Here is a 24303-nt window from a genome sequence, read left to right as displayed (position 1 = left end):
AGTAAAGGCTAATTGAATCGCTTTCCAAAAGTGGTACGCTTATTTCACGTTTTTTAACGGAAAAGCAGGGCAGAGGTGCAAGAGCGCGGTAATTTTGCGCGCTTGTTTATACTTGCTGCCCTTTCAGGCTTTTAAACTGCATTTGGTGCAAACGCGCATAATAACCATTTTTGTCCAACAGACTTTGATGGTCGCCTTCTTCCACGATATGGCCTTTGTCTAAGACTAAAATCTTTTCTGCATTTTGAATGGTGGACAGACGGTGAGCAATCACAATGGCAGTACGGCCTTTCATTAAGCGTTCAATGGCGGTCTGAATCATTTCCTCTGTTTCAGAATCCACGGACGAAGTGGCTTCATCCAAAACAATGATGCTGGGTTGGTAAACGATGGCCCTTACAAAAGAAATTAACTGGCGCTGACCAACGGAAAGTGTCGCTCCGCGTTCCATGACATTATAATCAAAGCCGCCGGGAAGTTTTTCAATAAAATCCAATGCACCGACCAGACGGGCTGCATCCTCAATTTGCTCATCAGTAATGGATTCATCTCCTAATCGAATATTCTCTCGAATGGTATCTGAAAAAAGGAAGACATCCTGCAATACCACTCCAATATTTCTTCTTAAAAAGGAAAGCTGATAGTCTTTTACCGGAATGTTATCAATCTCAATGCTTCCTTTCTGAATGTCATAAAAACGATTCAGCAAATTGATGATAGAAGATTTCCCGGCACCGGTTGCTCCTACTAAAGCCAGGGTATGCCCTTTCTTTACTTTGAAAGAAATGTCTTTAAGTACAAAATTCTTTTCATCATAGGCAAAGCTTACATGTTCAAAGGAAACGTCGCCTTTGATGCCATCTGTAATGAGCTCACCATTATCAGCAATTTGTTCTTTGCTATCCAACAAATGGAAAATTCGGGAAGCCGACACTACACCCATCTGCAGAGTATTGAAGCGATCGGCGATCATGCGAATGGGGCGAAAGAACATTTGAATGTACATGATAAATGCAATGAGAATACCGGGCGTCACCTGACTGTCTTCCAAAATTTCCTGTGCTCCGTACCAAACCAGCAATCCGATGGAGGCTGCAGAGATTATCTCCGCCACCGGAAAATAGATGGAATAATAAAGTACTGATTTCAGATTGGCGTGCCGGTGTTTCTTATTGATCTCCACAAATTTCTCATATTCTCTTTCTTCACTGTTGAAGATTTGCACAATAGACATCCCCGTTATGTGTTCCTGTACGAAGGAGTTCAATTGAGCTACTGCATTTCTGACATCGGTAAAAGCCACTTTGATTTTTTCTTTGAATATATAAGTGGAAAAAAGCAGAATGGGAAGTGTGGAAAGGCTGATCAAAGTGAGTCGCCAGTCAGTATAAAACATGATAGCGGTGATGACAAAAAGCTGCAAAACGTCCCCGATGATGGCCGCGACTCCCTGACTGAAAACCTCCGCGAGAGTTTCAATATCGGAAACGGTACGGGTTACCAGTCGACCGATGGGGGTATTGTCGAAAAAACGCAACTGTAAACTCAGTAAATGATCGTAAAGCTGATCCCGAATATCTTTAATGGTGTACTGCCCCAGCCAACCCGAGATATAAGTGTGCAGGTAGGTGACGATTCCCTGCAAAACCAATAGCCCAATCAGGAGGATGGTCATGTTCAGTAAACCCGGGAAATTGCCATTGGCCACATGCTCATCTATGGCAATATGGATGAGGTAGGGGCGCAATGGGCCTAGTGTAGCGACTCCGATGGTGAGGAGCACTAAAAAAAGAAACTGTTTCCAGTAAGGTTTTACAAATTTGAAAAGGCGCTTTAGGACTATGGAGTCAAATACCTTTCCGCTAATATTTTCGTCTTTCAATGGTTTTTCGCTTGCCGTCTTATACTAAAACGTTTGGTCAAAAAAAGGTTAATGTCTTGTTCTTATTTATTGGATGCTCCCTCCATAAATGGATAAAGCACTTCGCTGAGGTAAAGTCCGTCTGCCGGAACCGATCGTCCCGCTACGGAACGATTTTTACTTTGGATAACTTCCTTGACGCCTTCAGCCGGCATTTTTCCTCTGCCCACTTCCAGTAAAGTTCCCACCACTGCGCGTACCATATTTCTTAGAAAACGGTTGGCCGAAATATGAAATACCAACTTGCCGGTTTTTGAATCATATTCCCATTCCGCCATATAAATGTCACAGAAATAATTGTTCACATCAGTCTTTACCTTGGAGAAACACTGAAAATCCTGTCGTCCCAAAAGAAAGTCCGCTGCCTGATTCATGGCAGCTATGTCCAATTTTTCTTTGTGAAAATAGCTTAATTCTTGTAAAAATGGGCTTCTTTCCAGGTGAATATGGTATTGATAGCTTCGTTTGGTAGCGTCAAAGCGGGCATGTGTCTCATCTCCGACCTTGAATAAATTTTTGATTACGATATCGAAGGGCAATACCGCATTAAATTTATACTGATATAATGCAGTATCCAGCGCTCCCTCATGGTCAAAATGCGCAAATTGCTGCATGGCGTGCACCCCGGTATCGGTTCTTCCACTGCCAACTATCGCTGTGGTCTGCCCCAAAATTTTGCTTAATGCAGCTTCAATCTCTCCCTGAACCGTTTTTACTTTTTGATTCTTTTGGCTTTGCCAGCCATGGTATGCCGTGCCTTTATAGGCGATTTCAATAAAATAGCGCAATTGCTTTCCTTCTTTTTGTAACAAAATAAAGCATCCCTTTGATAATTCTCAAATCTAAGAGCATGTTTAAAAGCCAAAATTCGCAGCGAAAATTTGAAGTATGGCAGAAGCGATTCAGTATTATTTTGATCGAATAGCATCGCTATTGTTGAGCAATTATCTGAAATCGCTTCCAATAATTCGAATTTGCTGCCGGATGGTGTGCTTTTAAACACGCTCCAGGCGGCTATAGATAGAGGAATAAGGGTAATCCTACCTGATATTTTTGACAGCAATATTTTCACCAGTCTCCGGGAGTTTCTTCCTTAAGCGTTTGCTCCTGAAAAAATATAGTATTTTGTGTGGCTTTTGTTTCAGCTTCTTGCCGGATTGTTTTTCACCTGAGGGGATTTTTGTAATTTTGTCGCTGAGAAAATAATAATCATTATGATACAACGTATTCAGACCGTTTTTTTATTCCTGGTATCGGTTTTATTGATTGCCGCCTGTTTTTTTCCAATGTGGTCTTACCAGCCTGAGGGAGGAGATGCCCATGAATTATTTTTGACCGGTTATCAGCATATAGTAGATGCTGAAATGGTAAAAGAAAATCTTCCGTACGGATTATTGGGAATGCTGGCCATTGCCGCAGCCACGATTTCAGCCATCTCTGTTTTTCAATTTAAGGATCGGATGAAGCAATTGAAGCTAGGGTATATCAACGCCTTTATGATGTTGGCCATCATGGGTGGAGGACTTTACTTCATTAATATGGAATTGATGGAAAGCGTTGGCGCTAAAGGTGCTTACGGTATTGGTTTTTGGTTGGTGATAGCTGCAGTGGTTTGTAATATGGCGGCCTCCAAGTTCATCCGTAAGGACGAAGAGTTGGTGCGCTCCATGGATCGTATGCGCTAGTACAAAAAATAATTGCGATAAGGAGCCGGCTTTTCTTGTGAAAGGTCGGTTTTTTTATGTCTGGCTGAAAAGGGTAGTCATCTTACTGTACCCGTTTTTCCGAAGGGGAGCCCATAACCATTACTGCTTATTTTCATTTTTTAGCCCGAATTATGCACAGGTAAATTTAGTGGGGTGCTGTAAAGGATTGATGGTTATTTCGTTACGGTTGGTAAAGCTGATTTTTTTATCGCTCAAAATTGGGTGAGCTTGCTTGCTTCCTATTCATTTGCTTGGTTGAAAAACCCTACAATAGGAAAACTTCTTTCATTTTACCGCCTTGAAGCTAATGAGGATTTAAACCGAATTATTCACCGCTAATTTAGAGGCTACTGTAAGAGGCCGACTATCACTTAGTTGTTATTTGTCCCGCCAAATTTCCGATAGTCCAAATTTGGGTAGGCTTGCTTTCTCCTCATTTATCTGCTTCGTTGGAAAAAATTCGAAATAGGAAACTATTCCTTCATTTTTTTCGCCTTACAGCTAAACGAGGATTTAAGTATTTATAATCCGGCTTAAAGCCGGGCAATGTTTTTTTGAGATGGCGTAAAACTCAGGGAGGAGTGCGCGGTATTTTATTTTTAAAGAGGGTTAGGATAAATGTCCATATAAAAAAAGCGACCTGCTTTATCAAAACAGGTCGCTTAAAAAAAGCCTCCAGTGGAAATTGAGGCTTTATATTGTTTTTTTATTTTGTCATTCGAAGGGTGTAAGTACCCACACCTTTCACTTTTGCTGGAGAAGCAGAGTTAGTGAAGTTGATGGTCAATTCTTCCGCAGAAATGCTGTTGATTGTGATGGCATTAACAGTACCTCCTACAGAAAGTGCAGTAGTAGAAGCACCTTCAAAAGCCCAGTCAGAACCGAAAGCACCTGCGATCTCCGCATCAATACCACCTTCTTTTAATGAACCACCAGTGAATTCTTCGTTAGTTCCGAATTCTAATGTTAGTGCATCAAAAGCGGTATCATCGCCTAAGATTGTCTCGGCAGCAGTCCACTTACCTTCTAATAATTTCGATTGTGTTTCTTGTTGTGATGGAGGAGTTGGCTCCGGATCATCACCACCACAAGAAGTCATCACAGCTACGGCTGCGAACATAAAAAACAATTTTGCAACTTGGTTGAACAGCTTTGTCATTTTTTGAACAAGTTAATGTTTAAAATAAAATTTGCATGTGTATACTCAAAAGGTTGATTAGAACCAATGATGACGCATTGATCCCGCAACCATTTTTGACAGTTTTCAGTGTACCAATTAATTCCCCACTCATCCAGATTGGATGTTGGCTCGTCTAAAAATACCAAAGGACATTTGGTCGCAAAAGCCAGGCCAAGACGCACCCTTTGTTTCATTCCCGATGAAAAAAATTTGATGGGCTTATCGGTATGTGCTTGTAAAGATAGGAATTTTATTAAAATATCAATGGAGAAATAATCTTTTAATTCCTTAAAGCGAAAGTGGAATTCTAAAAATTCACGCAGTGTTAATTCTTCCGGTAGTTCTAAATAGGGGGCGACATAGGTCAGGTGTTGGAAGAAATCATCTCCATGGATTGTTTTTTCTCCCACAAGGTATTCTACTGATCCTTTGGTGGAGGGGGTAGTTCCCGCCAACACTTTCATTAGGGTGGATTTTCCACTGCCGTTTGGGCCGGTGATGGCGTAGGTGTTTCCACTTTCAAAAGTATAGTCTAAACCGCGGAAAACCCATTCGTTGATGTAGCGTTTGGCAGTTTGTTTCGCTATGATTTTAAACTCTTCCATGCATAAAAAATGACAGCCACACTGAAAGCATATTTCAATGTGGCTGAAATTAATGAAGCGCAGATCAATTATTTGATAATTCCACGCTCTGAATTTCTGATGAAGTCCAGAATTTGATTTCTCTCTTCTGTAGTTGGAATTTCACTTTCCGCTACGGAAGTGGCTTTGGAAATATTGTATCCGCGATTGAAAATCGTGCGGTAGGTCTCCTGAATAATGTTAATTTGTTCGGAGGAAAAATTTCTTCTTCTCAAACCAACAGAATTAATACCACTATATCCACCCTCACGGGTAGTCATGGCGAATGGAGGAACATCTTTCCCTAGTCGGGTACCACCGGCTACCATGGTGTGAGCACCAATCTTACAGAACTGATGCACCGCAGTAGTTCCACCAAGAATCGCCCAGTCTTCAATGATGACGTGCCCTGCCACCTGTGTTGCATTACCCAAAATACAGCGATCTCCCACAATACAATCATGGGCAATGTGTACATAGGCCATTAGCAAACAGTGAGATCCTACCACGGTTTTATGGCGGTCTACAGTCCCACGGTGAACCGTTACATATTCCCGAATGACGGTATGGTCACCAATCTCTGTGGTGGAATATTCTCCTGCAAACTTAAGATCCTGTGGTGTGCCTGAAATAGCCGCTCCACAGTGAATCTCACAATTTTTTCCTATACGTGCACCGTCCATGATCACGGCATTAGGACCTACCCAGGTGCCTTCGCCAATTACCACGTCTTTATGCACGGTAGCAAATGCTTCAATGGTTACGCCTTCACCAATTTTGGCTTCCGGGTGAACATTTGCCAGTTTACTGATATCTCCTTTCATTAGTCTTTAGGTACAATTCTAGCGGTCATTTCGCCCTCACACACCAAATCATTGCCAACGTAAGCCTCGCCTTTCATTTTAGCAATTCCCCTTTTTATAGGAGAGATAAGCTCACATTGTAAAATAAGGGTGTCCCCCGGTTTTACCATTTTACGGAACTTCACCTTGTCCACGCCAAGGAAGTAAGTCCAGTGATTTTCAGGGTTTTCGTAATTCCCTAGTACCAAAATCCCTCCGGTTTGTGCCAATGCTTCAATCATTAACACGCCAGGGAATACTGGGTTGTCCGGGAAATGGCCTGTAAATATAGGCTCATTAATACTAACATTCTTAATTCCCGCTACATATTTGCTATCCAGATGGAAAATTTTGTCCACCATTAAAAAGGGAAAGCGGTGCGGTAGCATTTCGGATATTTTGTTAATATCGCAAACTGCGGGCATTTTTGGATCGTAATGCGGGATATTGCTGTGGGTCTCCTGCATCATCTTTTTTAGCTTTCGGGCAAAGGCCACATTGGCGGCATGCCCTGGTCGTGCAGCCATAATTTGTCCTTTCAAAGGACGGCCTGCCAGTGCTAAATCACCGATAACATCGAGCAGTTTATGTCGGGCTGGCTCATTTTTATAGCGCAGCTCCACATTGTTCAGGAATCCCTGATTGACCACGATGTCTTCCTTGTTAAATATTTTTTGCAGGCGATCCATCTGCTCTGGCTGTAATTCGCGGTCCACAATCACGACGGCATTGTCAACATCTCCGCCGCGAATCAGGCCTTGCTCATACAACATTTCCAATTCATGCAGGAATACGAAAGTCCGGCATGGGGCAATCTCTTTTTCAAATTGCTTAATATGGGTGATGGAAGCGTGCTGCGATCCCAGAATTTGGGAATTATAATCCACCATTACGGTCAGACGGTAATCGTCTGCTGGCATGGCGGCAATATCAATATCTTTTGATTTGTCGCTATAATATACGCTCTTAGGGATTTCGAAGTAATTTCGAAGGGCATTCTGTTCTTCAAGACCGGAATCCTTTAAGGCTTCCACAAAAAGAATAGAGGAACCGTCGGCAATTGGTGGTTCAGGACCATCCAGCTGAATAAGGGCATTGTCAATTTGTAAACCTACTAAAGCCGCCAATACGTGCTCCACAGTATTTACTCTGGCTTCTCCCTTTTGCAGGGTTGTTCCGCGAGAGGTATCTACGACATAGTCAACATCTGCCTCGACAATAGGTTGGCCCTCTAAGTCAACGCGCTGAAATTTATAACCGTGGCCCGCTTCTGCCGGCAAAAAAGTCATGGTCGCCATTTGACCCGTATGCAATCCCACACCGGAAACTGAAACCGGTTTTTTTATAGTGTGTTGCTTAGTGTTCATTGATAAATATAATTGGAGGGCAAAGTTAAGTATTTTCTTTTAATTCTTTCAACTCTGCTTCCAATTGAGGTAATTTCTTGAATACAGAGTAAGAACGAAGATAATCCTTAAGGTTGTATGCAGGAGAACCCATGAGTACTGCACCCTCTTCTTTTACGGATTTTAAAATTCCGGCCTGCGCACCGATGGAAACTTTGTCTGCCAATTGAAGGTGTCCGGCAACGCCCACCTGACCAGCAATGGTGGCGCCATCTCCAATTTTTGAAGAACCGGAAATGCCCGTTTGGGCTGCAATAACAGAATTCTTACCGATGGAAACATTGTGGGCTACCTGTATCAGGTTGTCAAGCTTTGCGCCTTCTTTGATGATGGTGGAGCCCATGGTAGCGCAATCTACGACCGTATTAGCGCCGACGCTCACGTTATCTTCCAGGATGACATTTCCCATTTGCGGGATCCTTTTATAGGTGCCATCCTCCTGTGGGGCAAAGCCAAATCCATCAGAACCGATTACCGCATTGGCATGGATATAACAATTTTTACCGATTACGCTGTCTTTATAAACTTTAGCGCCGGCATCAATAACAGTATTGTCACCAATTGTTACATTATCTCCAATGGCGGCATGCGGATAGATTTTTACATTGGTCCCCATTTTTACATTTTGACCAACATAAGAAAAGGCCGCACGATAACCATTTTCTCCCATGGTAGAGCCTTCGCCAATAAAAGAAGGTTCCTCTACGCCGGTTTTAGCATTTCTTTGAAATTTATCGACTTCCTCCAAAAGAGCAGTAAAGGAAGAGTAGGCATTTTTTACCCGGATGAGTGTAGTACTAAAGGACTGCTTAGGTTCAAAGTCTTCATTTACTATTACTCCACCAGCATTGGAGGTGTATAAGTAGTTTTCGTACTTTGGATTGGATAAAAACGAGATGGCTTCTGGTCCGGCTTCTTCGATTTTTCCTATAGTATTGACAGTTTTGTCGCCGTCACCTTCAATGGTGCCGCCCAAAACTGCAGCAATCTGATTCAGTGTAAATTCCATTCAGTCTCTGTCCTTTTTCAAAATTCAATCACAAAGATACATTTTTGGATAAGCATAGATAGTATTTTTTTACAATTTTGCTCATTGCCGTGATGTTTGGTAGGTCTGAAGCAGATTCCAAATCCACAATTTCCCCATCTTTTTGTAATATAAGTATCTGATCGCCATGGTTTAAGTAGGCGGAGTTCGATACGGTGCCATGGGCCATCAGGAAAGAAGCTTCTTGTTCACTTATTTTAAAATAATCACAAACTTTTTTTAATCCAGCTTTAATCAAGGGGGTTGGGATTTGTTGATTTTTGAGTTGAATTTTAAATATTTCGCGATTGAGTAATTGATGGCTTAATAGGGAAAGTACGCGGTCGGGATGATTCCCCCAGGTTTTCATAGCCGCGATGATGTCATAATCATCTAATTCTACAAAATATTGAGCGGCCAGGTCGAGCTGATCGAAATTTTTGTCCACGGGCTGTTTTAGAAAAAATGTCAGGGCCTCAGAGGCCGGAACATTTTCTCCGTTTCTGGCCAAATATTGCGCTCTCTGAATCAGCTTGATTAACATTTGCTCTGCCGCCAGGGCGGTCTTGTGCAGATATACCTGCCAGTACATGAGTCGGCGGGCGTTAAGGAAATTCTCAATGGAGTAAATCCCCTTTTCTTCCACCACCAGTTGATCCTGATCCACTGCTAGCATTTTAATAATCCGCTGAGCACCTATGGTACCTTCGTGCACTCCGGTAAAGAAGGAGTCCCGCTGTAAATAATCCAGGCGGTCCATGTCCAGTTGGCTGCTGATCAACTGTCCAAAAAAAGGGCGTTCATATTCCTTTTTATACATTTTGATGGCTAAATCCAGGCTGCCATTCCAGGATTTATTGATCTTTTCCATCAAAAAAAGCGAGACATCTTCATGATTAACGTTTTTTAACAAAGTAAATTCCAGCGCATGTGAAAAAGGGCCATGGCCCAGGTCATGAAGCAGGATAGCGGCCTTAGCGGCAAGGATTTCACTGTCAGAAATCTCCACACCCCGGTCTCGCAATTGTTCTAGTGCTCTGGTCATCAGGTGCATGGCGCCAATGGCATGATGGAAGCGGGTATGCATAGCTCCGGGATAGACCATGTCTGTAAGGCCCAACTGGCGTATTCTGCGAAGTCGCTGAATATAAGGGTGTTCGATTAGGTCGAAAATGAGCTCATCTTTGATGTTGATGAAACCATACACCGGGTCGTTGATGATTTTCTTCTTATTCAAGGGCGCTTTTACTATTTTGCTATCGGATTGACTAAAAACTATAAATTTTTGCCAACGTAAATAGCAGTGATATTGGGAAGATTTTTACTTTTGAAATCCCTATTAATTATAATTAAAGAAACCAATAATCCTTGATTTATGCAAAGGTACAAGATATTGTGGGCAGATGATGAAATTGAATTTTTAAAGCCTCATATTTTATTTTTAGAGAAGAAGGGCTATGATGTAACGGCAGTAAACAGTGGGGCAGACGCGCTGGAGGAAGCGGGGAATGAACATTTCGATGTGGTGTTTTTGGATGAGATGATGCCGGGGATGACCGGCTTGGAGACTTTGCATCAAATTAAGAATATCCGTCCGAACCTCCCGGTAGTGATGATTACCAAAAGTGAGGAGGAAGATGTGATGGAGCAGGCGATCGGTTCCAAGATTGCCGATTACCTGATTAAACCGGTGAACCCGAATCAAATTTTGATGGCCGTGAAGAAAATCACGGACAATAAACGTTTGGTTTCGGAGAAAACGAATCAAAATTATCAGCAGGAATTCCGAAATATCTCCATGGCTTTTATGGATGATATGAACCATGAAGAATGGGCGGAGATTTATAAGAAGTTGACTTATTGGGAGCTGGAGATTGAGAGCTCTGACGATAGTAGTATGTCCGAGGTATTGGAGATGCAAAAGTCGGATGCCAATAATAAATTTGCACGATTTGTCATAGATAATTATGAGGACTGGCTGAACGATCCGGAATCTGACCGTCCGGTGCTGGCGCACAATCTGATGAAGCAAAAGGTGTTCCCGGTGATGGAAAACGGGAAGCCGACTTTCATGCTGTTGATTGATAATTTACGATGGGATCAGTGGTCTATTTTGGAACCATTATTCAGTCAGTATTTCAAAATTGATCAAAGAGAGACTTTCTATTCCATTTTGCCGACTACTACGGCCTATGCGAGAAACGCCATTTTCTCCGGCCTGATGCCTTTGGAGATGTCTAAGCGCTATCCTCATCTCTGGGTAGGCGATGAATCTGATGAAGGGAAGAATAATCACGAGCACGAATTCCTGGAAGAGCAGCTGAAGCGAATGCGTCTGGACTATAAATGGTCTTATCATAAAATTAAGCAGCTGAACCAGGGTAAGCAATTGGCGGAAAGTATTCATAATCTGATGAATAATGACCTGAACGTCATAGTCTACAACTTTGTGGATTTACTTTCTCATGCCCGGACAGAGATGGAGGTGATCCGCGAATTGGCGCCTAATGAGTCGGCTTATCGTTCCTTGACCAGATCCTGGTTTGAGCATTCTCCTTTATTTGACATTGTTCAGCGATTAGCCAATAAAGATGTAAATGTGGTGGTGACTACTGACCACGGAACGATGCGTGTGAAGCGGCCTTATAAAATTATCGGGGACCGTAATACGAATACCAATCTACGCTATAAAGCCGGAAAGAACCTGAGCTTTAATGAAGGAGATGTATTGGTAAGCCGTAATCCTGAAGATCTGCATTTGCCAAAGCAAAATGTATCAACGGCCTACGTGTTTGCGGTGGAGGATAGTTTCTTCGCTTACCCGAATAATTACAATTACTATGTGAAATATTATAAGGATACCTTCCAGCATGGAGGAATTTCAATGGAGGAAATGATTTGTCCTTTTGTATCCATGGTGCCGAAATAAGGTCAGCTGCTAAAATTTAGTCGTATTTAAAGGGAAGTAAGCTTTTTTCTATCAAATTTGTATAGAAGAAAGGATACTTTCCTTTGTTGTTTTAAGACAGTATCAAAAATTTTTTGCATTTTGAAAGAACAATTGATCATCGAGACTCACCGCTTGGAGGATTTGCCGCAGGCAGCAGCAAAGATGTTGGCCTTTGGGAGAGATTACCCTGTTTGGTTAATGAATGGGGAGATGGGAGCAGGCAAAACGACCTTGACCATTGCGCTATGTAAAGCATTGGAAGTGGTGGATGATCCGACTAGTCCGACTTATTCCCTGGTGAATGAGTACAGAACCAAGGCGGATCAGGCGGTTTATCACTTTGATTTTTATCGAATCGATGAGGAGGAGGAAGCGGAGGAAATGGGTGCGGAGGAATATTTTTATTCCGGAGATTTTTGTTTTATAGAATGGTCATCCATGATCCCTAATTTGATTCCTGATCGTCATTTATTGGTGGAAATTGAAGCGGTTGATGAATCACATCGGTTAATAAAACTAACCAAAAATGGCTAAACAGACTCCTTTTGGATTTTCGAAGTTGGCGCAGGAATCCTTGCTGACGCAGGAGAAACCCGCGAAAATTTCTAAAAAGCAGCAATCACTTCAAATCGGTTTACCGATGGAACGCTCCATGCAGGAAAATCGGGTCGCGCTTACCCCTGACTCTGTCGGGCTGATAGTGGCCAATGGGCATGAGATAGTGGTGGAAACCGGGGCGGGTTTATCTTCTAACTTTTCTGATGACGAGTATGCAAATGCCGGGGCTAAGGTGGCTTATTCCTCCGAGGAGGTGTTTGAGTGCCCGGTGGTGCTGAAGGTGGAGCCTGCAACCATAGAGGAGTTGGACATGATGAAGCCGCAGTCCACCCTGATTTCTGCCATCCATTTGGGGACGATGTCTTCGGCCTATTTAAAAAAGATAAAACAAAAGCGACTGACTGCTCTGGGTTTTGAATTATTAGAGGATAAATCCGGAGGAATGCCTGTGGTCCGGGCCATGTCGGAGATTGCCGGGATGAATGCCCTCTTTATCGCTTCAGAATATTTAAGTAATGTGCGCAATGGGCGGGGGGTGATTCTCGGTGGCATTACCGGGGTAGCGCCGACTAATATTGTGATATTAGGAGCAGGAACGGTTGCAGAATATGCAGCGCGGGTGGCCTTTGCATTAGGCGCTCGTGTTCAGATTTTTGATAATCAGATTTATAAACTTCGTAGACTGAAGTCAGCACTAGGGCATAATATTGCCACCAGCACTATTGATACGGAAACCTTGAGAACCGCCCTGCGTTCTGCGGATGTGGTGATTGGAGCTATTCGTCCGGAAAAAGGTAGGAATCGATATTTTGTGACCGAGGAAATGGTGGGGAGCATGAAGCCCAATTCGGTGATTGTTGACATTACGATCGATCAGGGCGGTTGTTTCGAAACTTCCCGCCCCACCACTCATGAATCTCCCACATTTCGGAAATTTGAGGTGATACATTATTGTGTGCCTAACATTCCTTCCAGGGTGGGACGCACAGCGACGACCGCATTAAGCAATATTTTTACCCCTATCATATTGAAAGCGGGTGATCATGGAGGAGTGGAGGAGATGATGTTTATGGAGGAATGGTTCCTGAAAGCGGTTTACAGCTATAAAGGTTGCCTGTCCAATGAGGCCATTGCCAATAAATTTGATATGGAGTTTAAAGATTTAAACCTGTTTGCCCCACCTTCCATGGAGTAATAAAAAAACCGCTGAAGAAAAGTTTTCCTCAGCGGTTTTTTTGTGGTTTAAGCCGGATGAATTCATGCTTAAATCCTCGTTTAGCTGTAGGGCTGAAAAAATGAAGGAATTTTTCCTGTTTCGAGTTTTTTCCAACGAAACAGATGAATGAGGAGAAAGCAAGCTTGCTCAAATTTAGGCTATTAAAAATCAAAGAAAACAAGGTGTAATAAGTTGCAAATAAGCTATTTACTTTTATCTAATAAATTTAGCGGTGAATAATTCGGGTTAAGCTTCGTTTGTTATCACTTCAGCAAAACAAATGGCTGAATAATTCGGCTTAAAGCACCCTTATATTTTCATCCCCTTGAGGGTGACTTCACATCTTTCCTGGACGATTTCAGAAATACTGCGTTTTTCAATTTTAGAATCCAGCCAGACCAAAAGATCCAGATAAAGGAAAGGACGCTGCTCCCTTGGATCTTCTCTAAGTTGATGTAAAATCGTCCGGTATTTTTTAAATTCCTCCATTAGCTGATCATGTGCCAAATAAGGGAGTCTTCGGATAAACCTCAGGATCACCCGCTGCACTTCATATAATTCACTTTCTTTCATTAGGAATCGGTAAGTGGACTTAAGTAAATATTCCAGATAATCGTATTCCTCCAGTTCAAAATAGCAGATCACTAATAACAGGCGCGCAAAAGCATGAAGATCTCCCCTGAGCTCTGTGTCTTTGAAATCAACAATCCTGTTGAGGTATTTAATGGTGGTGTGGTAATCTCCATCCCCAAAATAAAGACAGGCAATTTTATAATAAAGAGATAGGACAATGTGGTTATCCAGGTTTCGTTTATAGCGTGCAAGGCCTTCCTCTATCACGGGCACTTCTTTGATGCCTTCCTTATACTGCCCATCCATAAAATGCTTATTAATCAAATGGGTAGAGCGGGTCGTGAATTGCAGGATCCGAATATTCTCTATGTTCATCAATGGCTCTTCTTCATGAACTGCCTCTAATTCCTGAAAGATTTCATTGAACTTGCTGTAATAAGCCGAAAGAAAACAGGCATTCAGTAAGTTGTCAAGCCCCTTAATGTACATGTCTGGAATAATGGACTTCATTTCCGGTTGATCTGCAAATAGTCCCACCCATTTAGAACAATATTTATAAGCATTTCGGAAATCCTGAGTCAGGTAGTAATACCATTGTTTGGCATGATAAAGGTTAAGTTTTTCGTGAAAAGTTAACTCTTCTTCCACATATTCTGGCAGTCCTTCCTGGTACATCCGATCTGCCTCCTCCCGGTAGGCACCATCATAGGTATGTCCCTTTTTGAGGAAAAGCCCATATAATCGAATGGCCAAATTTGAAAAAAGAGACATTCTTTGGGAAATGGTATTGATCTTATCTGATTCCCGCGTCAGGTCTTCCGCCCGCGTTGAAATACTACGTGTAATGAACTGACTTTCAATTCGCTTTTCAAACTCAATAATGGTTTTGATCTGGCGAATCTGATGGTATTTATAAGCCAAAGATTTAACCTTATCCAGAATTTTCAGACTTTGCATATAAAGCCCCCGATTGTACAGAATCTTAGCGTAGTCAATTTGTTCCCGAATGCTGATGGCAATATCACTGTTCTTATAATTCAGGCGGAGACTGGTAAGGAGCTGTTTGTACAAGTGTGCTTTAAGATTAGATAACTGCACTTTTTTGATGTCCTTGGCTTTTTTCATTAAAAGCACCTCATCATATTCTTCCTGCTTATCTATCAGGTCAAATAATTGTAGAAATTTTGCTCCCTCGGAACTGCTGTTTCTTTTTACATAGAGCTTGAAGTTCCGTTTTTCGGATTTTGAAAGGGATTTTACCAGTTGAAAAAGATGGTCGGTTTGCTGCTTAGCCATAGTATCTGTAATTCCTGAAAAACAGGGGTAGAAAGCTGTTAGTCAAGGTTTTTGTGTTGTTAAAGTCCGTTTTGGGCTTCGTATAAGATTGTAATTTATGTTTTTCCTACAAAGCCCTATTCCAATACATTTGAAACCATAATAAGATAATAGAACGGGAATATCCCACGGAATGGCTTCAGATAAAAGTCTAAAAAAATATTTTTTTGTTAAAAACCCTAATGAATATATCCTAATAACGATTCACAAATATGGATAAAGAGAAAGTATATATCTTCGATACCACCCTAAGAGATGGTGAGCAGGTGCCGGGATGCCAGCTAAATACTGATGAAAAGGTAATTGTAGCGCAGGCCCTGGAAAGCCTCGGCGTGGATATTATCGAGGCAGGCTTTCCCATTTCCTCTCCTGGTGATTTCGAAGCGGTGGAGGCAGTGTGTAAAGCCGTGAGGGAGCCCGTAATTTGTGCGCTAACCCGAGCAGTGAAAAAAGACATTGAAGTAGCTGCCCAATCATTAAGATATGCCCACAGAGGTCGTATTCATACCGGAATAGGGACTTCAGACTATCATATAAAATATAAATTCAACTCGAATCCGGAAGAAATCATCCGACGCGGAGTGGAAGCAGTAAAATATGCGAAGAACTTTGCTGAGCAGGTGGAATTTTATGCAGAAGATGCCGGACGTACCGATAATGAGTTCCTGGCACGTGTGGTGGAGGCTATGATCAAGGCCGGTGCAGATGTGGTGAATATTCCGGATACTACCGGTTATTGTTTACCAAACGAGTATGGGGCTAAGATCGCCTACCTGAAAAATAACGTTCCCAATATCGATAAGGCGATTATTTCAACGCATTGTCATAATGATTTGGGAATGGCGACAGCCAATTCAGTTGCGGGGGTAATGAATGGTGCGCGTCAGGTGGAAGTTACCATGAATGGGATTGGCGAACGTGCAGGGAATACCTCCCTGGAGGAAGTCGCCATGATTTTGAAAAGTCATCCATATTTGGATCTCTATACAAAAATTCAATCCATCCAATTAGCCAAAACCAGCAAGCTCGTCTCGACGATGATGCGTATGCCGGTACAGCCTAATAAAGCGATTGTGGGAAGAAATGCTTTTGCGCATTCCTCCGGCATCCATCAGGATGGGGTGTTGAAACACCGTGAAAACTATGAAGTGATTGATCCTAAAGATGTAGGGGTGGATTCTTCCGAAATAATTCTGACTGCTCGCTCAGGTCGTGCAGCATTACGCTACCGTTTGGAGGGCATTGGCCACAAAGTAGAAGGCGGAGCGTTGGACTCTATCTATGAGAAATTCTTAAAAATGGCAGATGAGAAAAAGGTGATTGAGGATAATGACCTTCACCTGCTTATCGCTTAAATAATATTCATTTGGGTTTATGTTGTTCGAAAGGCATTGCAGCAATTGCTGCAATTCGCCTTTCCTTTTTTGCCCTACTATCGGATGCCTAGCCATCCTACTCAACAATGCAGCAATGATGAAAAAGACCTTATTTGATAAAATCTGGGAAAAGCATGTGGTTAAAGAAATTGAAAATGGCCCATGCGTTTTTTATATCGATCGTCACTACGTTCATGAAGTGACTTCCCCACAAGCCTTTGCCGGTTTGGATGCGCGCGGAATGAAAGTGCGTCGTCCGGATTTAGTGACCGCAACGGCTGATCACAACGTTCCGACCATCGATCAGCATCTGCCGATCAAAGATGAGCTTTCCGCTAAGCAGGTGAAAACCCTAGAGGAGAACTGTGCCAATCATGGAATTGAAGCTTTTGGTTTGAATCATAAACACCAGGGGATTGTCCATGTGATTGGTCCGGAAATGGGATTTACCCAGCCGGGTATGACCATCGTTTGTGGTGATTCGCATACTTCCACCCACGGTGCTTTTGGCGCGATTGCCTTTGGTATTGGTACTTCTGAAGTAGAGATGGTGTTGACCACCCAGTGTTTGATGCAGCGTAAGCCCAAGCAAATGCGCATCAATGTGGATGGAGCGCTAAAAGCAGGCGTTACCGCTAAGGATGTGGTGCTTTATGTGATTTCTAAACTAACGACTTCCGGTGGAACGGGGTATTTTGTAGAGTTCGCAGGTTCTACTTTCCGGAATATGACCATGGAAGAGCGTATGACTGTTTGTAATATGAGTATTGAAATGGGGGCGCGTGGAGGCTTAATCGCTCCGGACCAAACCACTTTCGATTATCTGGAAGGTCGTCAGCAAGTGCCAAAGGGCGCTGACTTTGAAAAAGCGGTCGCTGATTGGTCTCAGTTGTTTACGGAGGAAGAAGCCGTTTTTGATAAGGAATACCATTACGATGCGCAGGAAATTCCAGCCATGATTACTTTTGGAACTAATCCGGGAATGGGCATTGGCTTGAGTGATCATATTCCAACAGCAGACGAGGTGGATGATACGGAGAAACGCACCCTTGCCAAGGCTTTGGATTATATGGATTTCCGAGAAGGAGATGCCATTGCAGGTAAGAAGATCGATTATGTGTTCATCGGTTCCTGTACTAATGGCCGTATCGAAGATTTGCGTGCCGTTGCGGAGGTGGTAAAAGGCCATAAGAAGGCGGATCACGTGACCGCATGGATTGTTCCAGGTTCCAAACTAGTGGAAGAGCAAGCCATTGAAGAGGGGATTAAGCAGGTATTGAATGAGGCGGGATTTGAGCTTCGTCAGCCGGGTTGTTCTGCTTGCCTGGCCATGAATGATGATAAAATTCCGGCAGGAAGCTATTGCGTTTCTACCTCTAACCGAAATTTCGAAGGCCGTCAGGGTCCTGGTTCCCGTACGCTTTTGGCTTCCCCAATTACAGCTGCTAAGGCAGCCATTTCAGGGGTGGTAGTGGAAGCATAATTTTTTATTGAACGAACATCATGGAAAAGCTAAAAATAGTTAATTCAACTTATATTCCACTTCGCAATGAGAATGTGGACACTGATCAGATTATCCCTGCACGTTTCCTGAAGGCTACTTCCCGTGAAGGGTTTGGCGATAATTTATTCCGCGACTGGAGATATCAGAAAGACGGATCGGTGAATGAAGATTTTATTTTCAATACCGGCAAATACAGCGGTAAAGTATTGGTGGCCGGGAGAAATTTCGGTTCCGGTTCCTCTCGTGAACATGCTGCCTGGGCAGTTTATGATTACGGTTTCCGCGTGGTAGTTTCTTCAGCCTTTGCTGATATTTTTAAGAATAACTGTACCAACAATGGCTTGTTGCCGGTAGAGGTATCTCCTGAATTTTTGGAGGAACTTTTCAGCCGCGCTGAAGCAGATCCTAAAACCGAGGTAACGGTGGATTTGGGGGCGCAGACCATTAAAATTGAGGGCACTTCACTTTCAGAATCTTTTGAGATCAACGGTTACAAAAAGCATTGCCTGATGGAAGGTTTGAATGATATCGACTTCCTGTTGAGTATTACCCCTGAAATTGAAGCATACGAACAAGCAAAATAAAGATGTCTAAAGTCACTAAAAATATAACTGTTTTACCGGGCGATGGAATCGGTCCGGAGATTGTAGCTCAGGCACAAAAAGTGCTTCAAGCCGTGTCGGAAAAGTATGGAGTAAATTTTGAATTCACCGAAGGATTGATCGGCGCCGCTGCCATTGATGCCACCGGTGAAGCGCTACCAGCGGATACAGTAACCGCCTGTCAGCAAGCGGATGCTGTTTTGCTGGGTGCGGTAGGCGATCCAAAATTCGATAACGACCCGAATGCCAAGGTGCGTCCGGAGCAGGGTTTGTTGGCCATTCGTAAAGCCTTGGGCTTGTTTACCAACATCCGTCCCATCCGTACTTTCAATGCACTATTGGATCAAGCACCGATTAAACCGGAGCGTTTGGAAGGAGCCGATTTCGTGATTTACCGCGAGCTGACTGGAGGGATTTATTTTGGCGCCAAAGGTAAAGAAGGTGAAGACAAAGCTTATGACCACTGTGTTTACGAGCGTTCTGAAATTGAGCGAATTGCACACCTGGCATTCAAAGCTGCCACTCAGCGCCGCAATAAACTAACCTTGGTGGACAAAGCCAATGTATTAGAAACCTCCCGCCTGTGGAGAAAAGTAGTACAGGAAATGTCCGTGGAGTATCCTTCTGTAGAAGTAGATTATCTGTTTGTGGACAATGCCGCCATGCAGGTGATTTTGAATCCGAAACAATTTGATGTGGTATTGACGGAGAATATGTTCGGGGATATCATCTCGGATGAAGCCTCTATCATTTCCGGTTCTTTGGGGATGTTGCCTTCGGCTTCTGTAGGAACAGGCTCTTCCCTTTTTGAGCCGATTCACGGTTCTTATCCTCAGGCTGCCGGTAAAAACATCGCCAATCCAATGGCCACCATTTTGTCTGTAGCGATGATGCTGGACCACTTGGAGTTGTTTGATGCCGCAGAAGACGTTCGCAAGGCCGTTGACTTCGCTTTGGATGAAGGATTTGCCACAGAGGATGTGAACAAAGCCGCACCGCAAAGTACTACCGCAGTAGGTGATTTTATCGCTGCGCAGATAAAAGATACAGTCTCAGCTTAATTAAAAGTCCTTTAACACCTTTTTATTAAGAATATTCTGTTGTTTGTTACCCGCTTTTACTTGAAAGAGTAGAGTGGGTTTTTTTGTGTTTCAATTCAAAGGTTGTTTTCGAATTAATATTACAGTTTTTGGAGTAGTTATAATATAATATATTTCAAAATAGAAGATTATGTTTTTTTTATGTATTTATTTTAGGTATAGTATTTTTATTATTGGATAATTTGATTTGCCTTCCTAGATTCTTTCTTTATGGGTTGTTTTTTGCCGCATTAGGATAATTCGTAGGGGTGAAATGGGTCGATGATGTGGAAAACTTTAATTTTTGCCTTTTGATGATAATTTTTCAAGTGCAAATGTTGAACTCTGGGAGTTTTCAAAGTAACTACGAATTGTAGTTTATTATTAAGTTTTATTATCCATCTTTTTTTAAAATGAATGCATTAAAATTTCCATTTCAAAACTCATTTTTGAATTGTGTTTCTTGTTCTGTAGATGAAAATAGATATCTAAACATTGAATTCTATAGTCTGATTTTAGCCTCAATAATTGGGGTTACTTTTACTTTTATTTCGCTAATTTACTTCGAAGGCCTTTATTTCATACCCTTGGCTGGTACATTGACTTTTGGGTCTGTGTCCTTCTTAAAAGGAGGAGCTACCCATAAATTTGTGAGATTTTATCTAGCTATTATGCCTGTTGTTTATTCCAATTGGTTTGCCGCCTACTTTACAGATGGCGCTACTATTCCCTTTGTCGCTGTTAACCTATTGAATTTGGCTTTTTATCCCTGGACCACCGTTCTTTTTGATTTGAATTCGGAGCGTCGGTTTGTTATCTTTTCTTATTTTGTTCAAGTACTGATCTCTTGTTCATTCCTTTTGTATGCACCTTATTTTATTCCAGGCCCAAATGTAGAAGTTGGTTTATTGCAATTTGGGTGGTTGGCACCATTGACAATTTTGGTGTCTTTATTTTTTGTGATAGCAGGAACAGTTTGCAATATCCGAGTTTACAGTAGGAAATAAGATGATGATTTTGTGTTTCTTTTATTATGTAAGTCAGAACTATTTACCGCTAGATTCAATAACTTCAATTATTCGTCCCTAGATTCAGGACTTCATTTTAGTGGCTTAATTATCAGTTCGATTTGATCGAATTTTTAATAGCCAAAATTGAACAAAGCTTGCTTTATTCATTCATTTGCTTCATCGGGAAATACTCGAAATAGGGATCTATTCCTGTATTTATTAGTCTTGTGGCTAAATGAGGATTTAAGGGTGCATAATTGAGTGTTTTCCTAATCATTTGGAATGGCTTCCTCTAGGGGTAAAATAGTGAGGTTTTGTGTTCTTAAAAATAAAGGCCGACTTTAATTTAAAGTTGGCCTTTGTTTTATTAATAAAATAAAGAAGGTTTAGCAATTAATTTTTAACCTTAATTCTTCAATTTCTAACTCTTTATTCTTTATTTCTTGTTGAAAGGCTAAAGTTCTTCTTTCTGCCTCCTCTTGGGTAGCTGTTAATTCTTCCATGTTTTGCCTCATTTCTTCTTCTTGAGCACGTAGCATTTCAGCATGCATTTGAGATTCTTCCAAAAGTTTTTGAGTTCTTACATTTATTCTATGATTCATGACAAAGGCAGCAACACTTTGTCCCATGTTTTCTAAGAAAGTTATTTGATAATCAAGGACGGCTTTAAATGAAGCTAATTCCAATATTGCAACTACCTCATCATTGTACAAAAATGGTACAACAATTAGGTTGGTTGGGTTTGATTCCCCTAAGCCAGAGGTAATATTAATGTAGTTGTCAGGGATTTCGGTTAAAAATATTTTTTCTTGTTCTAAATAACATTGACCGATAAGACCTTCTCCAATGTTTATTTTTTTGTTGACGAATTTTTTTCTATTATATGCATAACACCCAACCATCTCAAGGTATTGGTTTTCTTTTTCTTCTTGTTGAACCAGGAATACTGCACCTTGATTTACTTCCATATATTTTATGAGAAAGCTGAGTAATTTATCAAAAACGGCATCTTTATCTTCTTCGGTCCTAAGAAGGTAATCCACTTTGGATTGTCCTTCGGCAATCCATTGTCGTTGATTGTCTTCTAATTGTTTAACCTCAATCTCTCCAATATATTTATTGAGTTCATTGTTTTTTATCGTCATTTCCTCCTGCTGTTTCTTGATATCACCCATTAATTTCAAGGTTTTTTCCTGATTTTGGGTATTGATGAAACGGAAAGTCAACATGATAAAGAATGAAATGACTAATGCAGAAAATACAGAAACATAATGCATAAACCCTGAAGTAAATAAAGAGGTGTCAATCTCGTTTGTGTTTTTTCCTTCCACTGTTACTAGGTATACAAAGCTGGAGATTGCTATTAAATTGGCAATGACAAATAATCCTTTTTCTTCTTTTTTAAAAAGCAAGAAACCGACTAAAGCAAAAGATAGTTGCACTAGGGAAAGCCCAACATTTAACCCCTCCCAGGACTCCTTAGGGCAGTATGATACATAGCTAAGGCAATTCCTGAACCAATAATTAATGCAATTCGACTTATATTAATGTTTTTAAACTTATTCAGGATTAAAGGGGAAGCAAAAAATATCGAACCAATTATTGGGTAAATAACTCCTTGAGGAAAAGCGAAAAAGGAAATTATTCCAAAGAGACTACCTACCATGGTTAGAAATACAGAGATGATGTTAGTTAATAGGTAGGTGAACTCATCCTCTTCCGAAAGGCCTTTCGGAAGGGTGGAGAGAAGCATAGATTTTAGTGACATTTTACAATCAATACAGGTTGGTGAGTAAATCTTCTAATTTTATGTTAACAATGATATGGGGGAGTAATTTAGGGATTGAAAATGAGAATCTCAAAAAAGTTATAAAATACTAAAAAAAAGAAGGCGTGGTTTCCCACGCCCTCAGTTTGCAGAAATAAAACTCCTCGGAGTCTATTGTCTTTCAATTATTATAGCTGTAGCACCGCCTCCTCCGTTGCAAATTCCTGCAACGCCAAGGTTACCAGTCTCTTGTCTTAATGCACTTAATAGTGTGATTAATATCCGGGCACCGGAACAGCCTAGTGGGTGACCTAATGCGACAGCTCCTCCGTACACATTAATCTTATTATAATCTAATTTTAGTTTTTGCGTATTGGCAATAGCTACAGCAGAAAATGCTTCATTGATTTCGAAAAAATCGATGTCTTCTATCTGCTTGTCTGCTTTTTCCAATGCTTTTTGTATTGCCTTAGTGGGTGCGGTGGTGAACCAAAGTGGATCTTGAGAAGCATCGGCAAAAGAGATGATTTTGGCTAAGGGCTTTAAACCTAATTCTGCTACTTTTTCGCCACTCATTAGTACCAAAGCAGCAGCACCGTCATTGATGGTGGAGGCATTGGCAGCGGTAACGGTTCCCTCTTTATCAAAGACGGGCTTTAGGTGAGGGATTTTATCTAATTTCACGTTTCTGAACTCCTCATCCTCATGCATAATGATGGGCTCTCCTTTTCTTTGCGGGATAGTTATGGGCGCAATTTCAGCTTTAAATTTACCATTCTCCGTAGCGTTTTTTGCTCGCGTATAGGATTCCACCGCATAATCATCCTGCATTTGGCGCGTAATATTCATTTCTCTGGCCGTATTTTCAGCACAATTGCCCATGGGGAATTTATAATAGGGCTCAAAGAGCCCATCCTGCACCAGCCCATCCACTAATTGGACGTGTCCGAATTTATTCCCGGTTCTGGCTTTTGGCTGGTAAAATGGAATGTTAGACATGCTTTCCATGCCTCCTGCTACGACTATCTCATTTTGTCCACTCATTATGCTTTGAGCCGCAAGTGTGACCGCTTTAAGGCCGGAGGAGCACACTTTATTAATTAGAGTGGAGGGGATTTCATATCCGAGTCCTGCTTTGACGGCGACTTGTTTGGCGGGGGCTTGTCCCAGGTTGGCAGCAACCACGTTTCCCATGAATATTTCATCTGGTTGGAAAGCATTTTGGGGCAGTTTGTCTAAAGCAGATTTTACGGCATGAGCACCAAGTTCAGTGGCGGAGAAGCCGGAAAGTTTGCCCATAAAACTTCCCATCGGGCTGCGGGCTACCGACACGATAAATACATCTCTCATTTCAGGTTTTGGGTTTGTTGTTTATTTAAAATACAATTTTTAACTGTATTTTTCAAATGGAAAAACCTGAATAATAGCCTGATGGTGGTGCCGTTAAGCCAGATCACACCTTTTTACCTCCTCGTTTCGCTGCAGTTGGAGAAAAGGTAGGATTAGGCTCCTATTTCGTTTTTTTCAACTAATCGGATGAAGGAAGACATAGTGAGTACATCAAAATTTGACCTATTTTAAAAAAATGAATCTATTCAAAATGCGCAGATTATGCAGATATTATAGT

The 24303-nt window shown here is 41.8% G+C and carries 20 protein-coding genes; 9 read left to right on the top strand and 11 right to left on the bottom strand.

The genetic code is table 11. The features are described from left to right. Positions 1-106 precede the first annotated feature (106 nt). Both NG22_RS10090 and truA read right to left on the bottom strand, forming a co-directional pair. Entirely contained in the window at positions 107-1882 is a 1776-nt protein-coding gene (locus tag NG22_RS10090) for an ABC transporter ATP-binding protein (RefSeq protein ID WP_053405614.1), read from the bottom strand. Between the two features lie 62 nt (positions 1883-1944). Further along, a complete protein-coding gene (truA, locus tag NG22_RS10085) occupies positions 1945-2733 on the bottom strand; it encodes a tRNA pseudouridine(38-40) synthase TruA (RefSeq protein ID WP_253275672.1) in 789 nt (262 codons plus the stop codon). Positions 2734-3135: 402 nt separating this feature from the next. On the opposite strand from truA, the gene NG22_RS10080 reads away from it, so the two are divergent. Continuing rightward, entirely contained in the window at positions 3136-3606 is a 471-nt protein-coding gene (locus tag NG22_RS10080) for a DUF4293 domain-containing protein (RefSeq protein WP_053405613.1), read from the top strand. A gap of 727 nt (positions 3607-4333) precedes the next feature. Here the strand turns inward: NG22_RS10080 and NG22_RS10075 are convergent. From NG22_RS10075 to NG22_RS10050, 6 genes are all read right to left on the bottom strand, one after another. Then, positions 4334-4747, bottom strand: coding sequence for a hypothetical protein (locus NG22_RS10075; protein WP_157600992.1), 414 nt, complete (start codon positions 4745-4747; stop codon positions 4334-4336). 35 nt (positions 4748-4782) lie between these two features. Then, positions 4783-5412, bottom strand: a complete 630-nt coding sequence (locus tag NG22_RS10070) for an ABC transporter ATP-binding protein (protein ID WP_053405611.1) — start codon at positions 5410-5412, stop codon at positions 4783-4785. A 68-nt stretch (positions 5413-5480) separates the two neighbouring features. Further along, positions 5481-6254: an acyl-ACP--UDP-N-acetylglucosamine O-acyltransferase gene (gene lpxA, locus NG22_RS10065; protein WP_053405610.1), complete on the bottom strand. Its 774-nt coding sequence runs from the start codon at positions 6252-6254 to the stop codon at positions 5481-5483. After that, a complete protein-coding gene (locus tag NG22_RS10060; RefSeq protein WP_053405609.1) occupies positions 6254-7639 on the bottom strand; it encodes a bifunctional UDP-3-O-[3-hydroxymyristoyl] N-acetylglucosamine deacetylase/3-hydroxyacyl-ACP dehydratase in 1386 nt (461 codons plus the stop codon). Before NG22_RS10060 ends, lpxA begins: the two co-directional genes overlap by 1 nt. A gap of 25 nt (positions 7640-7664) precedes the next feature. Next, positions 7665-8687, bottom strand: coding sequence for a UDP-3-O-(3-hydroxymyristoyl)glucosamine N-acyltransferase (gene lpxD, locus NG22_RS10055; protein ID WP_053405608.1), 1023 nt, complete (start codon positions 8685-8687; stop codon positions 7665-7667). A 28-nt stretch (positions 8688-8715) separates the two neighbouring features. Next, a complete protein-coding gene (locus tag NG22_RS10050) occupies positions 8716-9942 on the bottom strand; it encodes an HD domain-containing protein (RefSeq protein ID WP_053405607.1) in 1227 nt (408 codons plus the stop codon). Positions 9943-10080: 138 nt separating this feature from the next. Between NG22_RS10050 and NG22_RS10045 the strand changes: the two genes are divergently transcribed. The 3 genes from NG22_RS10045 (at position 10081) to NG22_RS10035 (ending at position 13408) form a co-directional block, all read left to right on the top strand. Next, positions 10081-11634, top strand: coding sequence for a response regulator (locus tag NG22_RS10045; RefSeq protein WP_053405606.1), 1554 nt, complete (start codon positions 10081-10083; stop codon positions 11632-11634). 120 nt (positions 11635-11754) lie between these two features. Next, positions 11755-12189: a tRNA (adenosine(37)-N6)-threonylcarbamoyltransferase complex ATPase subunit type 1 TsaE gene (gene tsaE / locus NG22_RS10040; protein WP_253275671.1), complete on the top strand. Its 435-nt coding sequence runs from the start codon at positions 11755-11757 to the stop codon at positions 12187-12189. Next, positions 12182-13408 carry an alanine dehydrogenase gene (locus NG22_RS10035; protein ID WP_053405605.1) on the top strand — a complete coding sequence of 409 codons (1227 nt, stop codon included), beginning with the start codon at positions 12182-12184 and terminating at the stop codon, positions 13406-13408. Before tsaE ends, NG22_RS10035 begins: the two co-directional genes overlap by 8 nt. Before the next feature lie 330 nt (positions 13409-13738). Here NG22_RS10035 and NG22_RS10030 read toward each other — a convergent pair whose 3' ends face one another. Beyond that, positions 13739-15298 carry a hypothetical protein gene (locus NG22_RS10030; protein ID WP_053405604.1) on the bottom strand — a complete coding sequence of 520 codons (1560 nt, stop codon included), beginning with the start codon at positions 15296-15298 and terminating at the stop codon, positions 13739-13741. A 251-nt stretch (positions 15299-15549) separates the two neighbouring features. On the opposite strand from NG22_RS10030, the gene NG22_RS10025 reads away from it, so the two are divergent. The 5 genes from NG22_RS10025 to NG22_RS10005 all read left to right on the top strand — a co-directional run bounded on the left by NG22_RS10025 (position 15550) and on the right by NG22_RS10005 (position 20905). Beyond that, the gene (locus NG22_RS10025; protein WP_072159058.1) at positions 15550-16692 is read left to right on the top strand and encodes a 2-isopropylmalate synthase; all 1143 of its coding nucleotides are present in this window, start codon (positions 15550-15552) and stop codon (positions 16690-16692) included. 115 nt (positions 16693-16807) lie between these two features. After that, positions 16808-18196, top strand: coding sequence for a 3-isopropylmalate dehydratase large subunit (leuC, locus tag NG22_RS10020; protein WP_053405603.1), 1389 nt, complete (start codon positions 16808-16810; stop codon positions 18194-18196). A 20-nt stretch (positions 18197-18216) separates the two neighbouring features. Continuing rightward, positions 18217-18801 carry a 3-isopropylmalate dehydratase small subunit gene (leuD, locus tag NG22_RS10015; RefSeq protein ID WP_053405602.1) on the top strand — a complete coding sequence of 195 codons (585 nt, stop codon included), beginning with the start codon at positions 18217-18219 and terminating at the stop codon, positions 18799-18801. A gap of 2 nt (positions 18802-18803) precedes the next feature. Further along, positions 18804-19880, top strand: coding sequence for a 3-isopropylmalate dehydrogenase (gene leuB / locus NG22_RS10010; RefSeq protein WP_053405601.1), 1077 nt, complete (start codon positions 18804-18806; stop codon positions 19878-19880). 431 nt (positions 19881-20311) lie between these two features. Further along, positions 20312-20905 carry a hypothetical protein gene (locus NG22_RS10005; RefSeq protein ID WP_053405600.1) on the top strand — a complete coding sequence of 198 codons (594 nt, stop codon included), beginning with the start codon at positions 20312-20314 and terminating at the stop codon, positions 20903-20905. A 389-nt stretch (positions 20906-21294) separates the two neighbouring features. Here the strand turns inward: NG22_RS10005 and NG22_RS10000 are convergent, their stop codons facing one another. Further along, a complete protein-coding gene (locus tag NG22_RS10000) occupies positions 21295-22350 on the bottom strand; it encodes a GAF domain-containing protein (protein WP_157600990.1) in 1056 nt (351 codons plus the stop codon). Between the two features lie 497 nt (positions 22351-22847). Next, positions 22848-24026 (bottom strand): acetyl-CoA C-acyltransferase, encoded by a 1179-nt coding sequence (locus tag NG22_RS09990; protein WP_053405597.1) that lies wholly within the window; start codon positions 24024-24026, stop codon positions 22848-22850. Positions 24027-24303: the final 277 nt, after the last annotated feature.

The organism is Persicobacter sp. CCB-QB2, assembly GCF_001274635.1.
Classification (GTDB): Bacteria; Bacteroidota; Bacteroidia; order Cytophagales; family Cyclobacteriaceae; genus Persicobacter; species Persicobacter diffluens.
The sequence above is the reverse complement of the archived record's forward strand: the minus strand, read 5'-3'. Positions and strand labels throughout refer to the sequence as shown.

Excerpts from the sequence above, each read along its gene's own strand:
- NG22_RS10080 (WP_053405613.1), top strand. The coding sequence starts at position 3,136 with ATGATACAACGTATTCAGACCGTTTTTTTATTCCTGGTATCGGTTTTA.
- NG22_RS10075 (WP_157600992.1), bottom strand. The coding sequence starts at position 4,747 with ATGTTCGCAGCCGTAGCTGTGATGACTTCTTGTGGTGGTGATGATCCG.
- NG22_RS10070 (WP_053405611.1), bottom strand. The coding sequence starts at position 5,412 with ATGGAAGAGTTTAAAATCATAGCGAAACAAACTGCCAAACGCTACATC.
- lpxA (WP_053405610.1), bottom strand. The coding sequence starts at position 6,254 with ATGAAAGGAGATATCAGTAAACTGGCAAATGTTCACCCGGAAGCCAAA.
- NG22_RS10060 (WP_053405609.1), bottom strand. The coding sequence starts at position 7,639 with ATGAACACTAAGCAACACACTATAAAAAAACCGGTTTCAGTTTCCGGT.
- lpxD (WP_053405608.1), bottom strand. The coding sequence starts at position 8,687 with ATGGAATTTACACTGAATCAGATTGCTGCAGTTTTGGGCGGCACCATT.
- NG22_RS10045 (WP_053405606.1), top strand. The coding sequence starts at position 10,081 with ATGCAAAGGTACAAGATATTGTGGGCAGATGATGAAATTGAATTTTTA.
- NG22_RS10035 (WP_053405605.1), top strand. The coding sequence starts at position 12,182 with ATGGCTAAACAGACTCCTTTTGGATTTTCGAAGTTGGCGCAGGAATCC.
- NG22_RS10030 (WP_053405604.1), bottom strand. The coding sequence starts at position 15,298 with ATGGCTAAGCAGCAAACCGACCATCTTTTTCAACTGGTAAAATCCCTT.
- NG22_RS10025 (WP_072159058.1), top strand. The coding sequence starts at position 15,550 with ATGGATAAAGAGAAAGTATATATCTTCGATACCACCCTAAGAGATGGT.
- leuC (WP_053405603.1), top strand. The coding sequence starts at position 16,808 with ATGATGAAAAAGACCTTATTTGATAAAATCTGGGAAAAGCATGTGGTT.
- leuD (WP_053405602.1), top strand. The coding sequence starts at position 18,217 with ATGGAAAAGCTAAAAATAGTTAATTCAACTTATATTCCACTTCGCAAT.
- leuB (WP_053405601.1), top strand. The coding sequence starts at position 18,804 with ATGTCTAAAGTCACTAAAAATATAACTGTTTTACCGGGCGATGGAATC.
- NG22_RS10005 (WP_053405600.1), top strand. The coding sequence starts at position 20,312 with ATGAATGCATTAAAATTTCCATTTCAAAACTCATTTTTGAATTGTGTT.
- NG22_RS09990 (WP_053405597.1), bottom strand. The coding sequence starts at position 24,026 with ATGAGAGATGTATTTATCGTGTCGGTAGCCCGCAGCCCGATGGGAAGT.